Consider the following 15,989-nt stretch of genomic DNA (forward strand, 5'->3'; position numbering starts at 1 on the left):
CCGGGACACCTCCGTGGAGAGCCCGATCGGGCCCCGTCCTGCGGTCTCGGATCAGCCGGGCAGACGCACCGGCATGATCAGGTACCGGTAGCTGCCGGGCCGCTCGGCCGGGCGCTCGCCGCCGTCGTCGTCGGTGGCCGGCTCCTCGACGCCGGAGAGCACCGCGGGCTTGAGCGGGCTGGTGAAGTCCATCCGCGCGCGGCTCGTGTGCACCGCGGCGAGCCCGTCGAGCAGGAACGTCGGGTTGAAGCCGATCGTCAGCGGCTCCCCGTCGAACTCGACGTCGCAGCGCTCCTCGGCCTGCCCCTCGTCGTCGCTGCCGCCGGCGCGCAGGGTGACCTGGCCGAGGGTGAACTCGCAGCGCAGCGGCGTCCCCCGCTCGGCGACCAGCGCCACGCGCTTGGCGGCGTCGGTGAACTGCGCGACCGGCAGTGTGGCGTTGGCCGCGGACTCGCTGGGCATGATCGCGCGGTACTTGACGAACTCGGCGTCGAGCAGCCGGGTGGTGGTCTGCCGGTCCTTGCCCGACAGGCCCAGGATGCCCTCGCCGGAGCCACCCGAGGACAGCGAGACGGTGATCTCCGGTCCGCTGGTGAGCGTGCGGGCGGCGTCGGCGAGCGTGCGCGCCGGGACCAGCACCGCCGCCGAGGTGCCCGGGGTGTCCGGGCGCCAGGCGAACTCGCGCACCGCGAGCCGGTAGCGGTCGGTGGCGGCCAGGGTCACCCGGTCGTCGTCGATCTCCAGGCGGACGCCGGTGAGCATGGGCAGGGTGTCGTCGCGGCCGGCGGCGACGGCGACCTGGCCGACCGCCTCGGCGAAGACGTCGCTGTCGACCACGCCGGCCGACGAGGGCATCGACGGCAGCGACGGGTAGTCCTCGACCGGCAGCGTCGGCAGGCTGAAGCGTGCGTTGCCACAGGTGATGGCCAGGCGCGGCCCGTCGGCGCGGATGTCGACCGGCTGCGGCGGCAGGGCGCGGGTGATCTCGGCGAGCAGCCGGCCCGGGACGAGCACCTGACCGCTCTCGGCGGCCTGCACGTCGACCTCGGCGCGGGCGGAGACCTCGTAGTCGAAGCCGGACACCGACAGCTGGCTGCCGTCGACCTCGAGCTTGATGCCGGCGAGGACGGGCACCGACGGCCGTGGCGGGAGGCTGCGCGCCGTCCACGCGACGGCATCGGCGAGCACCTCGCGTGTCACCCGGAACTCCATGACCGACCCACCCCAGCTCTGCACGGTCCACTGCTGTCTCTGCGCACTCCTCCCCGGCGTCCGTGCTCACCGGGGCGGTGCTGTCCGTCCTGCTCGGTTCATCGTGCCCGTCGGTGCACGGCCGGGGGAACCCGGGACCCGATCAGGTGTCCCGTCGTGCCCTCGTCGTCGCTCGTCCCTGCTCCTGGAGGCCCCCGGGCCGGACCTTCCCCACCCCTACTGGGGTTCAAGGAAATCTCGATCTCTATCCCTCATCTCCGTCATCACCGGTGTGGAAGCTGGGGATCGAGGCCCTTCGCGCAGGTCAGCGCCCGAGTCGACATGTTGGCCCGCTGTGGGGAACCGGCGTCCGGTTGTTGTCGACACGTGGACATCTCGACGGCCGTGCACAACGCCCCCCGCGGATCCACGTCCTGTCCCCGTCACACCCCCGGGATGTCCCCAGTCCGTGCCCAGGCCCGCCGGCGACGACCGCGCCGCGGGCGCCGGGACGTGGGGACGGCGGCCCCCGGGCAGGGCGAAACCGCAGGTCGGGACGGGAGGGAGGGGCTCCGTACACACACTGGGGAGTTCCCTGGGGACGGCACCCGGTGTCAGGCCGTCCGCGGCGGGCGGGTCACGCCGTCATCACGATCTCCCCAGGGTGTGCACATCCCTGGGGACAACTCGGCGCGATGTCGACAGCCGGGAGGCCGGTCACCGCTCGTCAGCCGCGGGACGACGGGCGCCGTCGGGGGCCTCGCGGGCCCCGGTCACCGTCCCACAGCTGTGGACATCCCGCGCGGGATCCACACGTGCCGGCGGGACGGCCGGGGCCCTGCGGTGGCGGGCGCCGGCCGTCCCGGGGACGGGCTACTGGCGGGCGCGGCTCTTGATGCGCGCGGTGAGCTCGGTGACCTGGGTGTAGGTGGCCCGGCGCTCGCTCATGAGGTTGGTGATCTTCTTGACCGCGTGCATGACCGTGGTGTGGTCCTTGCCGCCGAAGGACGCGCCGATCCGCGGCAGGGAGAGCTCGGTGAGCTCCCGGCACAGGTACATGGCGATCTGGCGGGCGTTGACCAGCGTGCGGCTGCGGTTGGAGCCCTGCAGCTCCTCCATCGTCACGGAGAAGTACTCCGCCGTCGCCGCCATGATGATCGCCGCGGTGATCTGCGGGCCCTGCTCGTCGCTGATGAGGTCCTTGAGCACCAGCTCGGCCAGCGGCAGGTCCACCTGCTGCTTGTTGAGGCTGGCGAAGGCGGTGACCCGGATCAGCGCGCCCTCGAGCTCGCGGATGTTGGTCTGCACCTTGCTGGCGATGAACTCCAGCACCGGGTCGGGCACCTGCAGGCGCTCCCCGTAGGCCTTCTTGCGCAGGATCGCGATGCGGGTCTCGAGGTCGGGCGCCTGGACGTCGGTGATGAGGCCCCACTCGAAGCGGGTGCGCAGCCGGTCCTCGAGCGTCGTCAGCTTCTTCGGCGCCCGGTCGGAGGTGATGACGATCTGCTTGCTCGCGTTGTGCAACGTGTTGAAGGTGTGGAAGAACTCCTCCTGCGTCCGCTCGGCGCGCTCCAGGAACTGGATGTCGTCGATGAGCAGGAAGTCGATGTCGCGGTAGCGACGGCGGAAGTCCTCGGCCCGGCCGGAGTGCACCAGGTTGATGAACTCGTTGGTGAACTCCTCGGTGCTCACGTAGCGCACCCGCACGTTGGGGAACATGCGCGCCGCGTAGTGCCCGATCGCGTGCAGCAGGTGCGTCTTCCCCAGCCCGGAGTCGCCGTAGACGAACAGCGGGTTGTAGGCGCGCGCCGGGGCCTCGGCGACGGCGACCGCCGCGGCGTGGGCGAACCGGTTGCTGTTGCCGATGACGAAACTGTCGAAGACGTACTTGGGGTTCAGGCCCGGGTCCAGACCCACGGGCGGGCGGCGGTCGCCGAACAGCGGCACGGCGGCGCTCCCGGCCCGCGCGGGGCCCCGGTCGCGCCGGCCCTCGGGCTCCTCGGCGGGCGGGGCGTCGTCCCCGAGGTCGAAGGGCAGCACCTCGGCGCCCTCCCCCGGCCGGACGCCGCGCCGGCGGCCGCGGCCGCGCACCGCGGGGCTCCAGTCGGTGCCGCCCCACTCCCCCGCGCCGTCGGCGGCCGGCTCGGTGCCCGGGCGGGCCTCGACGGGCCGCGTCGCCTCGTAGCGGGCGGCGTCGGCGTACCTGTCGTCGGTACGGCGGTCCTCGGACCGGCGGTCGTCGGGGTACCTGCCGTCGTCGTAGCGGACGTCGTCGCGGCCGCGCGGCGCCTCGGCCCGGGCGCCGTCGAAGGCGGGCCGGTCGTCGAAGGCGGGGCGGTCGTCGAAGGCGGGGCGGTCGTCGTACCCGGGGGCGTCGTCGTAGGGGGCGCGCCCGAGCGGGCGGGCGTCGCTGCGGACGCCGAACGCGCTGCGGCCGTCGTCGGCCCGCTCGCGGTCCTCGTCGGTGGGCTCCGCGACGGGCGGCGACCACGGGCGGCGGGTCGGTGCCTCGGGCTCGGCGGCGCCGGCCGGGCTGTCCTCCAGCTGGATGGCGACGCCGATGTCGCGGCCGAGCTGCTCGGACAGCGCCTCGGCCAGCACCCGGCGCATGCGCGACTCGAGGACGGTCTGGGTGAACTCGTTGGGGGCGGCCAGCACCGCGGTGCCCCCGACCAGGCCCACCGGCCGGGTCAGGTTGAGCATCGCGTTCTGCTGGCGGGTCAGGCTCGTGGCCAGCCGCTCGCGGACCGAGTCCCAGACCTCCGCCAGGTCCTCCGTGGCATCGGCCATGACCGTGTCCTCCCCAAGCTGGTGCTGTCCCCGTGGTCCGACCGTCCCGCGCGTCCCGGGTCCCCGGTGCCGCGGCGCCCGGGTGTGGACGTCCGGACACACGGGATCCACACGAGTGTCCACAGGCTGTGCACGACCGGCGACACGGCGCCTTGTCGACTCGCCGCTGGCGGGTCGGTCCCGGCGTCGTCGCTGATCGGGAGGGAGGTCGTGATACGGCTCGAGGCGGACGGCGGTCAGGTCGACCGGGTGGTCGGCCCCCGTGCCGGGCAGGTCACCCGGACCGGAGCGACGGCGACGCTAACAGCCCCGTCCACAGCCCGGCAACGACGTCCCGGTGCCCCTGGGGCCCGCGGTGTGCGTGTCGTTCGGCGTGTCGTCCCCCGCCGGTCGGCGCGCCGCCACCAACAGTCCGCCCCGGCAGTGGAGCCTGACGGGTCACGCCGGGCCGGGTCCGCGCCCCGTCCCCGTCCCGGTCGCCCGCCGGGAGGGGCCGTCGCCGGTCCTGGCCGTCCCCGCGGGCGCCCTGGTTATGATGGGCGGAGTCCGTGTACCCGTCGGGGTGCCCGGAGACCAGCCTCCGGGGTCGCGCGGAGCGGCCAGTGCCGTCCCGCCCCGTACCCCGCAGCGTGCCTGCCCACCGGCGGGTCCGCACCACCGACGTCCTGCCGTAGGAGTTCCCCGTGAGCAAGCGCACCTTCCAGCCGAACAACCGCCGCCGGTCCAAGACCCACGGCTTCCGGCTGCGGATGCGCACCCGTGCGGGCCGCGCGATCCTCGCCGGCCGCCGCCGCAAGGGTCGCGAGAAGCTCTCCGCCTGAGGTGCTGCCCGCGCAGGCCCGCCTGCGCCGGCGTCCGGAGTTCACCGCGGTCGTCCGGTCTGGCCGGCGGGCCGGTCGGCCGACCATGGTGCTCCACTACCTCCCCGTCCGACCCCCGGCCAGCGCGGCCGGGGGTCCTGACGTGTCCGGGGACGGGACCGGCGCACCGGCCGGCCCCCGGGCCGGCTTCGTCGTCGGCAAGGCGGTCGGCAACTCCGTGGTCCGCCACCGCGTGACCCGGCGGCTTCGCGCTGCCGTCCGCGAGGAGCTGCCGCGCCTGCCCGACACCGCCGACCTCGTCGTCCGCGCCCGGCCCGAGGCCGGGACGGCCCCGTCGGCGGTCCTGCGCCGCGACCTGGCCGCGGGCCTCGACCGGCTGCTGCGCGAGCGGACGCGGTCGTCGTGACCGGCGGAGGCACCGCCGGATCCGGTCGCCGCGGCCCGGTCGCCCGCGCCCTGCTGGCGGCGATCGGCTTCTACTCCCGGGCGATCAGCCCGGCCCTGCCGCCGCGGTGCCGCTTCGCGCCGACCTGCAGCGCCTACGCCGCCGAGGCGGTCGCCGTCCACGGCCCCGCCCGCGGGTCGTGGCTGGCGCTCCGGCGGCTGCTGAAGTGCGCCCCCTGGCACCCCGGTGGGTTCGACCCGGTCCCGGCGCCGCACGCCGGGGAGGCGACCACCGGAACCGGCGGCGACGGCCGCACGTCGATGACAGCGACGCCCGCGGGACCTCCCGCGGCGCCCGCCGCCGACGGCGCCCGTCGCCCCGCCCCCGACACCCCGCCGGCTGACCGCCGGACCCCGCAGCAGGAGGCTGGCGTTGCTTGACTGGCTGTACACCGCGATCGCCTTCGTCATGAAGACGTGGCACTCGGTGTTCTCGACGTTCCTCGACCCGGCCGCCGGCATCACCTGGGCGCTGTCGATCGTGTTCCTCGTCGTCACCGTGCGGCTGATCCTGTTCCCGCTGTTCGTCAAGCAGGTCAAGAGCCAGCGGGCGATGCAGGAGATCCAGCCGGAGATCCAGAAGCTGCGCAAGCAGTACGGCGCCGACCGCCAGGGCTTCAGCCAGGCGATGATGGCGCTGCAGAAGGAGCGCGGGGTCAACCCGCTGGCCGGCTGTCTGCCGATCCTGCCGCAGATCCCGGTCTTCCTGTCGCTGTTCCACGTCCTGCGCCGGCTGCGGCCGGGCGCCGACGGTCTCTACAGCTGGTCCGACGAGCTCACCGACCAGGCGGCGCGGGCCGAGCTGTTCGGCGCCCCGATCTCCTCGTCGTTCAACATGACGGGGCAGAAGGCCACCGACATCCTCGCCCTGCCGGGCGTGACCCAGGGCGGCATCCGCACCGTCGCGCTGATCCTCATGGTGGTCATGTGCGTGACCACGTACGTCACGCAGAAGCAGATCATGGCGCGCTCCGGCCCGGTCGACGGCCAGGCCGCGATGGTGCAGAAGCTGCTGCTCTACGGCATGCCGATCAGCCTCTTCGTCACGGGCTTCTTCTTCCCGATCGGCGTCCTGCTGTACTGGATGACCAACAACCTGTGGACGCTGGGCCAGCAGTTCTTCATCCTCCGCAAGATGCCCCCGCCCGGCTCCCCCGCCGCGCTCGCCAAGGCCGCCACCGACAAGCCGGCGATCGACCCGAAGGCGCTGGCCCCCAAGCCCGGCGCCAAGCCGGTCCGCCCCGGCCGGGGCGGCCGCCCCGCGGCGCCCGGCGTCGCGCTGACCAAGGACGGCACCGACGGCGCCGGTCCCGCGAACGGCACCCCGGTCAACGGGACGCCCGCGACGGACGGCTCAGGCCCGACGGCGGACGGGACGCCCGCCGACGGCACCCCGCCGGCGACCGGCTCCGGCGGCGCGACCGCCTCGGGGAGGTCGGCCAACGGCGCCGGCGGGTCCGCCAACGGCCCCGGCAAGGCCGGCCGCCCCGCCAACCGCCCGCACGGCCGCGCGGCCGGCACCGGCGGGAAGAAGAAGCGCCGCTGACCGCTGCGTCCGCGGACGCACCCGCCGGCCCCGTGCCGCCGTCCTCCGCGACGGCGCCGGCCGGCTCCTGACCCCCGGGTACGCCCGGCTGCCCGCACCGACTGGAGGTCCCTCCGTGAGCGTTCCGCACCAGCCCGCCGGCGACACCGCCGCGACCGCCGAGGTCACCGCCGGCGCCGTCCTGAGCCCGGCCACCGGCCCGGTCTCCGACGTCGAGCTCCCCGACACCGACGACACCGGCGCCGACGCCGCGCTCGAGCCGGCCGGCGAGACCACCGTGTCCCGCGGCACCGACCTGCTCGTCCGCGAGGGCGACGTGGCCGGCGACTACCTCGAGCGGCTGCTCGACATCCTCGACGTCGACGGCGACATCGACCTCGACGTGGAGGGCGACCGGGCCTCGGTGGCCATCGTCGGCGGCGAGCTCGACGACCTCGTCGGCTCCGACGGCGCGGTGCTCGAGGCGCTGCAGGAGCTCACCCGCCTGGCCGTCGCCCAGGCCACCGGCGTCCGCAGCCGGCTCATGCTCGACGTCGGCGGCTACCGTGCGCGGCGCCGCGCCGACCTGACCTCGATGGCCGCGGACGCGGCCGCGCGGGTGGCCGGCAGCGGCAGGGCCGAGCGGCTGGCACCGATGAACCCGTTCGAGCGCAAGGTCGTCCACGACGTCATCGCCGGCGTGGCCGGGGTGCGCAGCGAGTCGGAGGGCGAGGAGCCCGCCCGCCGCGTCGTGGTCCTGCCGGAGCGGTGAGCGGCCCGTCCGAGCCGCCGGCCGGCGCCCCGTCCGCCCCACCGGCCCCGCCCGTCGCGCGCGAGGTCTTCGGCGCCGCCCTGCCCGACGCCGAGCGCTACGTCGCCCGGCTGGCCTCCGACGGCGTCACCCGCGGCCTGATCGGGCCGCGGGAGGTGCCGCGGCTGTGGGAGCGGCACGTCCTCAACAGCGCCGCGGTGGCCGAGGCCGTCCCGGACGGCGCCCGGGTGGTCGACGTCGGCAGCGGCGCCGGCCTGCCCGGCATCCCGCTGGCGCTGGCCCGGCCGGACCTCTCGCTCGCCCTCGTCGAGCCGATGGCGCGGCGGGTGGAGTTCCTCGAGGAGGTCGTCTCCGAGCTCGGGACCGGCTGGCGGGTGGTCCGCGGCCGGGCCGAGGAGCGCTCGGTGGTCACCGCCGTGGGGCCGGTCGACGTCGTCACCGCGCGGGCGGTCGCCGCGCTCCCGCGGCTGGTCGGCTGGTGCCGCGGCCTGCTGCGCCCCGGCGCGCGACTGGTGGCCCTGGTCGGGGCCCGTGCGGTCGAGGAGCTGCCGGCGATGCTCCCGCAGCTGACCGCCGCCGGGATGCGCGACGTCCACGCACGGGCTGTCGGTGCCGGGCTCGGGGACGCTGCCACTACCGTGGTGGTCATGACGCGCGGCACCCGGTGACCGCTCGGCTACACCGCGTTCCACGTGGAACGCGCAGAGCTACCCGTACCCGTTCCACGTGAAACGGGACGGCAGGGAGGACCCCCGATGACCGACCCTGGCCAGCGGCTGCGGAGCAGCCTCGCGGCCGACTCGTCGGCCGGTTCCGGCGGCGCGGAGTTCGACAGCCCGATCGCCATGGAGGCGATGCGGGCCACCCGCGTGCTGCACGCCGCCGACCAGGAGCCGTTCCCGCCGCCGGGCCGCATCCGGGTCATCACCGTCGCCAACCAGAAGGGCGGCGTCGGCAAGACCACCTCGACGGTCAACCTCGGCGTCGCGCTGGCGCTGTTCGGCCTGCGGGCGCTGGTCATCGACCTCGACCCCCAGGGCAACACGAGCACGGCCCTCGGCGTCGAGCACACCGTCGGGACGCCGTCGATCTACGACGCCCTCGTCGGCGACAGCTCGCTGGCCGACGTCGTGCACCCCACGACGGCGAGCCCGCTGCTGCGCTGCGTCCCGGCCACGATCGACCTGGCCGGCGCCGAGATCGAGCTCGTCTCCGTCGTCGCCCGCGAGTACCGCCTGCGCCGGGCCATCGAGGGCTACATCCAGGGGCTGCCGGAGGACCAGCGGCCGCACTACGTCCTCATCGACTGCCCGCCGTCGCTGGGCCTGCTGACGCTCAACGCGCTCGTGGCCGGCGACGAGGTGCTCATCCCCATCCAGTGCGAGTACTACGCGCTGGAGGGCCTCGGCCAGCTGCTCAACAACATCGAGCTGGTGCGGGCGCACCTCAACCCGGGGATCGCCGTCCGCACCATCCTGCTGACGATGTACGACGCCCGGACCAAGCTCGCCGACCAGGTGGCCGAGGAGGTCCGCAGCCACTTCGGCGACCTGGTGCTGACGACGGTGATCCCGCGCAACGTCCGGGTCTCGGAGGCGCCGGGGTACGGCCAGTCGGTGCTCACCTACGACCCGGGCTCGCGCGGGTCGACCAGCTACGTCGAGGCCGCCCGCGAGCTCGCCGAGCGCGGCGTGCACCTGCAGCCGGAGCGCGACCCCCGGCCGATGGGCCCGCCGCCTCCCCCGCCCGCGCCGGCCACCGCGCCGATGCCGGCCATCCGGCCGTCCTCCGGCCCGCCGTCCGGTCCGCTGCAGCGCGCCTTCCCCGAGTCCGACGCCGGCGTCCTGCCCGTTCCCACCTCCGAGGAGACCCGATGAGCAAGCGTGGCGGCCTCGGCCGGGGCCTGGCGGCGCTCATCCCCACCAGCGCTCCCCCGGTCGAGCAGCCGACGCTGCCCCAGACCGAGACGGCGCCCACCCCCGAGGCGGGCGGGACGCCGGAGACGGGTGGGACGACCGCGGCTTCCCCGGTCACCCTCCTCCCCCCGGCGGCGCAGGCCGCGGCGACCGTGGCCGCCCAGGCCGAGGCCGCCGTCGGCGTCCCCGGAGCGCAGCTGCGCGAGGTGGCCGTCACCGACGTGGTCCCCAACCCCCGCCAGCCCCGCCAGGTCTTCGACGACGAGGCGCTGGAGGAGCTCACCCACTCGGTCCGCGAGTTCGGCCTGCTGCAGCCGATCGTCGTCCGCGAGCGGGTCGAGGGCGGCTACGAGCTGATCATGGGCGAGCGGCGGCTCCGTGCCGCCCGCGCCGCCGAGCTGGACACCGTGCCGGCGATCGTCCGCGACACCGAGGACGACGCGCTGCTGCGCGACGCCCTGCTGGAGAACATCCACCGGGTCCAGCTCAACCCGCTGGAGGAGGCCGCGGCCTACCAGCAGCTGCTGGAGGAGTTCGGCGCCACCCACGAGGAGCTTGCCCAGCGCATCGGCCGCAGCCGCTCGCAGGTCACCAACACCATCCGGCTGCTCAAGCTGCCGGTGAAGGTGCAGACCCGGGTGGCCGCCGGCGTCATCTCGGCCGGGCACGCGCGGGCGCTGCTCGGGCTGGGCGACGCCGAGGCGCAGGAGGCGCTCGCTGCCCGGATCGTCGCCGAGGGCCTGTCGGTGCGGGCGACCGAGGAGGCCGTGGCGCTCGCCGCGGCGGAGCAGCCGGCCTCGCGCCGCCGCGCCCGCCGGATCAGCGCGCCCGGCGTCGAGGACCTGGCCGGTCGGCTCTCCGACGTCTTCGAGACCAAGGTGAAGATCCAGATCGGCCGGGCGAAGGGGCGCATCGTCGTCGAGTTCGGCTCGGTCGACGACCTGCAGCGCATCATCGGCCAGATGGCGCCGGACATCACCGGCCGCCGCGAGGACGCCGAGGACTCCTGAGACGACAGCGCCCGGGTTCCGTCACGGACGGAACCCGGGCGCTGTCGAGCGGGACTCAGGGGCGCTGGGTGCGGGCCCGGCGGGTGAGCAGCCGGGCCAGGACCTCGCCGAGGTCGTGCCCGGCGGCCTCGACGGCCATCGGGAACATCGACGTCTCGGTCAGTCCCGGGGAGACGTTCACCTCGAGGAAGTGCACCTCGCCGTCGGGCGAGACGATCGCGTCGGTGCGCGACAGGTCGGCCAGGCCCAGCGCCTCGTGCACCCGGACGGCGAGCTCCGCCGCGCGGGCCGCGACGTCGTCGGCCAGCCGGGCCGGCGCGTGGTACTCGGTGAGGCCGGGCGTGTAGCGGGCGGTGTAGTCGAAGACGCCCGACTCCGGCGCGATCTCCACCGCGGGCAGGGCCTCGGGCCCCTCCCCCAGGTCGACGACCGACAGCGCCACCTCGACGCCGTCGACGAAGCGCTCGACGAGCACCGTGTCGCCGTAGGCGAAGCAGCTCACCATGGCCGCGGGCAGGTCCTCCACCCGGGAGACCTTCTGGGCGCCGAGGGCGGATCCCCCGGAGGCGGGCTTGACCATCAGCGGCAGCCCGAGCCGGGCGACGATCAGGTCGAGCACGGCGCCGGCGCCCAGCTCGCGGAACGTGGAGTGCGGCAGGGCCACCCAGTCCGGCGTCGTGACGCCGGCGGTGCGGACCACCGACTTGGCGGCCGGCTTGTCCCACGCAAGGCGGCAGGCCGCGGCCGGGGAGCCGACGTAGGGGACGCCGGCCAGGTCGAGGACCGCGCGGAGGGCGCCGTCCTCGCCGGTGGCGCCGTGCAGGGCGACGAAGACCGCGTCGGCGGGCGCCGCGGCGAGGCCCGGCAGCAGCTCGGCGTCGGCGTCGCGCAGCTCGGCGTCGACCCCGACGCGGGCGAGCTCCTCGACCACCTGGGTGCCCGAGGACAGGCTGACCTCGCGCTCGAAGGTGAGGCCGCCGGCCAGGACGACGGCGCGCAGGGGCGTCTCCTCGGCCGGGCGCTCGGCCACGGGGGACGGGGCGGGCTCGGTCACGGGCTCAGTCCTCGATCCGGTCGCTGTTGGCGGGGCCGACGATGGTCTCCGCGGTGGACGTGGGACGCCCGACCGCGCGGAAGGTGCCGGTGTCGACGGCGTCGAAGGTCGAGTGCAGGTCCAGCTCGGCCTCGATGACCCGGGCCAGGCGGCGCACGCCCTCCCGGATCTGGTCGGGCTCGGGGTAGCAGTAGGACAGCCGCATGTACTCGCGGCCCGAGCCGTCGGCGTAGAAGCCGATGCCGGGCACGTAGGCGACGTGCGCGTTCACCGCGCGCGGCTGCATGAGCTTGCTGTCCAGGCCGTTCGGGAGCTTCAGCCACACGTAGAAGCCGCCGTCGGGGCGGGTCCAGGTGGTGCCGGCCGGCATGAGCGCGTCGAGGGACTCCAGGGTGGCGTCCCGCCGCTCGCGGTAGAGCTCGGTGAACAGCTTGATCTGCTCGCGCCACGGCTGGGTGTCCAGGTAGCGCGCGACGGCGTACTGGGTCAGCGACGGCGGGCAGAGCACCTGCGCCTCGGTGGCCAGCACGAGCTTCTCGCGGACGGCGAGCGGCGCGAGCACCCAGCCCACGCGCAGGCCCGGGGAGAAGGTCTTGGAGAACGAGCCGAGGTAGATGACCCGCTGGGCGTCGCGGGCCCGCAGCGCGCGCATCGGCTCCCGGTCGAAGCCGAGCAGGCCGTACGGGTTGTCCTCGATGACCAGCAGGTCGTAGCGGTCGGCGATGTCGACGATCGCCTGGCGCCGCGGCTCGGACAGCGTGACGCCGCCCGGGTTGTGGTAGTTCGGCACCGTGTAGAGGAACTTGACCCGGTCGCCGTTGGCGCGGCACTCGATCAGCGCCTGCTCCAGCGCCTCGGGGATGAGCCCGTCGTCGTCCATGGGCACGTGCCGGACGCGGGCCTCGGCGGCCTGGAAGACGCCGAGCGCGCCCACGTAGGAGGGGCCCTCGGCGAGGATGACGTCGCCGGGGTCGCAGAAGACGCGGGTGACGAGGTCGAGGCCCTGCTGGGAGCCGACGGTCACCACGACCTCGCTGGGGGAGGCGTCGGTGATGCCCTCGAGCGCCATGACGTCGCAGATGCGCTCGCGCAGCCGGGGGTCGCCCTGGCCGGAGCCGTACTGGAGGGTCTGCGCGCCCATGCCGCTGACCAGCTCGCCGATCATGGAGCCGACGGCGTCGAGCGGGAGTGCGGTGACCGCGGGCATCCCGCCGGCCAGCGAGACCACCTCGGGCCGGCTGACGACGGAGAACAGCGCGCGGATCTCCGAGGTCTTCATGCCGTGGGTACGGGCTGCGTACCGGTCGGCGAGGGGGTCCAGCCGCGGGTGACGGGGCACAGCGGGGCTGTGCGGGCGCCCGTGCTGCGGCGGCGTGCGGTGCGGCTGGCCGTGCGACGGCGGGAGGGAGGCCACGGACCGAGTGTAGGGACGGGCGCGGCCCGGCCTCCCCGACACGGCGGCTGAGACGGACCCGTCACACCTGGGGCTACACCCGTCACAGGGGTCACACCGGTGAGCCGCCCCGCGCGGGATGCCGGACCGACCGCGGCGGCCGGGTGCTCCCGGCCGGGACGGCACGGCAGGGCTCAGCGCGTCGATCGGCCTCGGTGCAGGGGCCCGCGCCGAGCGTGCGAGGCACCGGGGTCCTCCCGGGCTCCTGGCCGCGGTGTCGGCCGGTGGGCCGACGACGTGGTCGTCACACCTTCTGGGGCAGCACGAAGGTGCCGGTGGGCGGGTCGGCCTCGGCCGGCAGGAAGAGCCGCTGGACGGCGGCGAGCACCGCGGAGGCGACGGTGCCGCGCAGCCGCGCGTCGAGCAGCAGCAGCCGGTCCACCGGGTGGGACAGGTAGCCGCAGTCGAGGCGGACGGCGGGCATGCGGGTCCACCGCAGCAGGTCCCAGGTCTTGGGGTGTCCGCCGAGGTCGAGCATGCCGGTGCGGGCGACCACCTCGCGGCGGGCGAGGTCGGCGAACCGCTCCCCCACCGTCGACGACGTGCCGGAGCCGGTGCCGTAGTAGTAGCTGGCCACCCCGCGGGCGTGCTCGGAGCCGTGGGCGTCCAGGTGCAGGGAGATGAACAGGTCGGCGCGCGCGTCGTTGGCGAACGCCGTCCGCTGCTCCGCGGTCGGGTTCTGGTCGCGGCCGCGGGTGAGGTAGACGGTGGCGCCGGCGGCGGCCAGGCGCCCCTCGATGCGGCTGGCGAGGTCGAGCACCAGGTCGGCCTCGGTGGTCTCCCCGGCGGTGAAGCCGGTGTCGGCGCCACCGTGGCCCGGGTCGACGACGATCCGCCGGCCGATGAGGTGCGGGCCGCTGTCGACGAAGCTGGCGCTCTGCCGCAGCAGCTGCGGGCGGCCGCCGGTGACCTTCCGGCCGAGCTGGCGCAGCGCGCGCAGCGTGCCGGGGCCGCAGGTGCCGTCGGCGGTGAGGCCGTAGTCGCGCTGGAAGGCGCGCAGCCCGGTCTCGGTCTCGCCGCCGAAGATGCCGTCGGCGCGGCCGGCGTCGTACCCGAGCTCGAGGAGACGCTCCTGCAGGTTGGTGACGTCGTCGCCGCGCATCGGGCGCTCGGGGTCGTGGTGCAGCAGCCGGTCGCCCAGCGACCAGCGCGCCTCCGACAGCGCCCGGTACGTCTCCTCGCCCACGCGACCGTCGACCGAGAGCCCGCGCACCTGCTGGAAGTGCCGGACGGCGAGCTCGGTGGCCCGGTCGTAGTCCTCGCCGGCGCTCTCGCCGGCGGCGGCGTCGACCTCCAGCAGCCCGAGGCTGCGCAGCGCCGCCCGGACGTCGGCCACCGCCGGTCCGGAACTGCCCGGACCCAGCGGCTCCATGCTGCTCTCGCTACCCATCGTGCCCTCGATTGTCCCGTGCGCGACACCATCCGGCCCGCCGGGGGTCACCCCCCTGCCGCGGACGACGAGGGCCCCGCCCGTCCGGCTGGACGAGCGGGGCCCTGGGCACCGTCTGGAACGGCCTCCCTGCAGGGTCCCGCCGCGAGCGTGCGAGCGGTGGGGGGCAGGGAGGTCCTTCGTCAGATGTAGTCGGCGAGGTCCGAGAGGATGGCGCCCTTGGGCTTGGCGCCGATGATGCTCTTCACCGGCTTGCCGCCCTGGAAGACGGTCATCGTCGGGATCGACATCACCTGGTAGTCGCGGGCGATCTGGGGGTTCTCGTCGATGTTGAGCTTGGCGATGGTCAGCTTCTCGCCGTGCTCGCGGGCGATCTCCTCCAGCACCGGGGCGACCATCTTGCACGGCCCGCACCACTCCGCCCAGAAGTCGACGAGCACGGGCTTGTCGCTGCCCAGCACGTCGTTCGCGAAGCTCGCGTCGGTCACCGTCACGGTGTTGCCTGCCATGGTCGTTCTCCCTCTGGTCGGTCGAGGTCCGGTGGGCCTCCGGGGGGATAACCCGCGGAGGGGGTGCGGTATGCCCGCGCCGGGTCAGCGCTCGTCGAAGGTCTCGGCCAGCCAGCGCTCGGCGTCGATGGCCGCCGCCGCGCCGGTGCCGGCCGAGGTGATGGCCTGCCGGTAGACGTGGTCGACCACGTCGCCGCACGCGAAGACGCCGTCGATGTTGGTGCGGGTGGTGGGGTGCTCCACCTGCACGTAGCCCTCGTCGTCGAGCTTGAGCTGGCCGGCGAACAGCTCGCTGCGCGGGTCGTGGCCGATGGCCACGAACAGGCCCGACACCGGGAGCTCCTCGGTGCTGCCGCTGGCGACGTCGGTGAGCTGGACGGCGGAGACGGTCTGGTCGCCGAGGACGTCGGTGACCTGCTTGCCGAGCGCCCAGCGGATCTTCTCGTTGTCCTGCGCGCGCTTCTGCATGATCTTCGAGGCGCGCAGCTCCTCGCGGCGGTGCACGACGGTCACGCTCTTGGCGAAGCGGGTGAGGAAGGTGGCCTCCTCCATCGCCGAGTCGCCGCCGCCGACGACCACGATGTCCTGGTCGCGGAAGAAGAACCCGTCGCAGGTGGCGCAGGCCGACACGCCGCGGCCGAGCAGCCGCTGCTCGTTGTCCAGGCCCAGGTACCGGTACTTGGAGCCGGTGGCGACGATGACCGCGTGCGCCCGGTGCACCTCGTCGCCGACCTTGACGACCTTCGGCGTCGCGGTCAGGTCGACCTCGGTGACGTCACGGGCGACGAGCTCGGCGCCGAAGCGCTCGGCCTGGGTGCGCATGTCGTCCATCAGCTGCGGGCCCTGGATGCCCTCGGCGAAGCCGGGGAAGTTCTCGACCTCGGTGGTCGTCATGAGGGCGCCGCCGAACTGGGAGCCCTCGAAGACCAGCGGGTGCAGGTTGGCCCGCGCGGCGTAGATCGCCGCGGTGTACCCGGCGGGGCCCGACCCGATGATGATCAGGTCACGGACACCGTCGTGCTCGGCCGGCGGGATGACCGGAGAGGTGATCTCGGTCGTCGTGGCGGGGCCGGGGGTGGGCTGGGGATCGGTCACGTGCGGCACAACGCGGCAT

15 protein-coding genes are annotated in these 15,989 nt (G+C 74.7%); 8 read left to right on the forward strand and 7 right to left on the reverse strand.

Going from position 1 to position 15,989, the window contains the following annotated elements; all coding sequences use genetic code 11:
- Positions 1 to 51 precede the first annotated feature (51 nt).
- Both dnaN and dnaA read right to left on the reverse strand, forming a co-directional pair.
- Positions 52 to 1,236, reverse strand: coding sequence for a DNA polymerase III subunit beta (gene dnaN, locus ACI79X_RS19635; protein WP_457027102.1), 1,185 nt, complete (start codon positions 1,234 to 1,236; stop codon positions 52 to 54).
- A gap of 828 nt (positions 1,237 to 2,064) precedes the next feature.
- Positions 2,065 to 3,981 (reverse strand): chromosomal replication initiator protein DnaA, encoded by a 1,917-nt coding sequence (gene dnaA / locus ACI79X_RS19640; RefSeq protein ID WP_457027103.1) that lies wholly within the window; start codon positions 3,979 to 3,981, stop codon positions 2,065 to 2,067.
- A gap of 683 nt (positions 3,982 to 4,664) precedes the next feature.
- On the opposite strand from dnaA, the gene rpmH reads away from it, so the two are divergent.
- The 8 genes from rpmH (at position 4,665) to ACI79X_RS19680 (ending at position 10,469) form a co-directional block, all read left to right on the forward strand.
- The gene (gene rpmH / locus ACI79X_RS19645; protein WP_040338882.1) at positions 4,665 to 4,802 is read left to right on the forward strand and encodes a 50S ribosomal protein L34; all 138 of its coding nucleotides are present in this window, start codon (positions 4,665 to 4,667) and stop codon (positions 4,800 to 4,802) included.
- Between the two features lies 1 nt (position 4,803).
- Entirely contained in the window at positions 4,804 to 5,208 is a 405-nt protein-coding gene (gene rnpA / locus ACI79X_RS19650; protein ID WP_457027104.1) for a ribonuclease P protein component, read from the forward strand.
- Complete coding sequence (gene yidD / locus ACI79X_RS19655) at positions 5,205 to 5,627, forward strand: membrane protein insertion efficiency factor YidD (protein WP_457027105.1); 423 nt, start codon at positions 5,205 to 5,207, stop codon at positions 5,625 to 5,627. The genes rnpA and yidD overlap by 4 nt, the downstream gene beginning before the upstream one ends.
- Positions 5,620 to 6,792, forward strand: a complete 1,173-nt coding sequence (gene yidC, locus ACI79X_RS19660; RefSeq protein WP_457027106.1) for a membrane protein insertase YidC — start codon at positions 5,620 to 5,622, stop codon at positions 6,790 to 6,792. Before yidD ends, yidC begins: the two co-directional genes overlap by 8 nt.
- A gap of 115 nt (positions 6,793 to 6,907) precedes the next feature.
- The gene (locus tag ACI79X_RS19665) at positions 6,908 to 7,543 is read left to right on the forward strand and encodes a Jag family protein (RefSeq protein WP_457027107.1); all 636 of its coding nucleotides are present in this window, start codon (positions 6,908 to 6,910) and stop codon (positions 7,541 to 7,543) included.
- Positions 7,540 to 8,211 carry a 16S rRNA (guanine(527)-N(7))-methyltransferase RsmG gene (gene rsmG, locus ACI79X_RS19670; RefSeq protein ID WP_457027108.1) on the forward strand — a complete coding sequence of 224 codons (672 nt, stop codon included), beginning with the start codon at positions 7,540 to 7,542 and terminating at the stop codon, positions 8,209 to 8,211. The genes ACI79X_RS19665 and rsmG overlap by 4 nt, the downstream gene beginning before the upstream one ends.
- An 87-nt stretch (positions 8,212 to 8,298) precedes the next feature.
- Positions 8,299 to 9,420 carry a ParA family protein gene (locus tag ACI79X_RS19675; RefSeq protein ID WP_457027109.1) on the forward strand — a complete coding sequence of 374 codons (1,122 nt, stop codon included), beginning with the start codon at positions 8,299 to 8,301 and terminating at the stop codon, positions 9,418 to 9,420.
- Positions 9,417 to 10,469: a ParB/RepB/Spo0J family partition protein gene (locus tag ACI79X_RS19680; RefSeq protein WP_457027110.1), complete on the forward strand. Its 1,053-nt coding sequence runs from the start codon at positions 9,417 to 9,419 to the stop codon at positions 10,467 to 10,469. Before ACI79X_RS19675 ends, ACI79X_RS19680 begins: the two co-directional genes overlap by 4 nt.
- Positions 10,470 to 10,524: 55 nt before the next feature.
- Here ACI79X_RS19680 and ACI79X_RS19685 read toward each other — a convergent pair whose 3' ends face one another.
- The 5 genes from ACI79X_RS19685 to trxB all read right to left on the reverse strand — a co-directional run bounded on the left by ACI79X_RS19685 (position 10,525) and on the right by trxB (position 15,970).
- Positions 10,525 to 11,523 (reverse strand): D-alanine--D-alanine ligase family protein, encoded by a 999-nt coding sequence (locus ACI79X_RS19685; protein WP_457027111.1) that lies wholly within the window; start codon positions 11,521 to 11,523, stop codon positions 10,525 to 10,527.
- A gap of 4 nt (positions 11,524 to 11,527) precedes the next feature.
- Positions 11,528 to 12,802, reverse strand: coding sequence for an aminotransferase-like domain-containing protein (locus ACI79X_RS19690; protein ID WP_457027112.1), 1,275 nt, complete (start codon positions 12,800 to 12,802; stop codon positions 11,528 to 11,530).
- Between the two features lie 418 nt (positions 12,803 to 13,220).
- Complete coding sequence (locus ACI79X_RS19695; RefSeq protein WP_457027113.1) at positions 13,221 to 14,366, reverse strand: N-acetylmuramoyl-L-alanine amidase; 1,146 nt, start codon at positions 14,364 to 14,366, stop codon at positions 13,221 to 13,223.
- 182 nt (positions 14,367 to 14,548) lie between these two features.
- Positions 14,549 to 14,875, reverse strand: coding sequence for a thioredoxin (gene trxA / locus ACI79X_RS19700; protein ID WP_457027114.1), 327 nt, complete (start codon positions 14,873 to 14,875; stop codon positions 14,549 to 14,551).
- A gap of 84 nt (positions 14,876 to 14,959) precedes the next feature.
- Positions 14,960 to 15,970 carry a thioredoxin-disulfide reductase gene (trxB, locus tag ACI79X_RS19705; protein WP_457027115.1) on the reverse strand — a complete coding sequence of 337 codons (1,011 nt, stop codon included), beginning with the start codon at positions 15,968 to 15,970 and terminating at the stop codon, positions 14,960 to 14,962.
- Between the last annotated feature and the right edge of the window lie 19 nt (positions 15,971 to 15,989).

The organism is Geodermatophilus sp. SYSU D01119 (assembly GCF_054049975.1).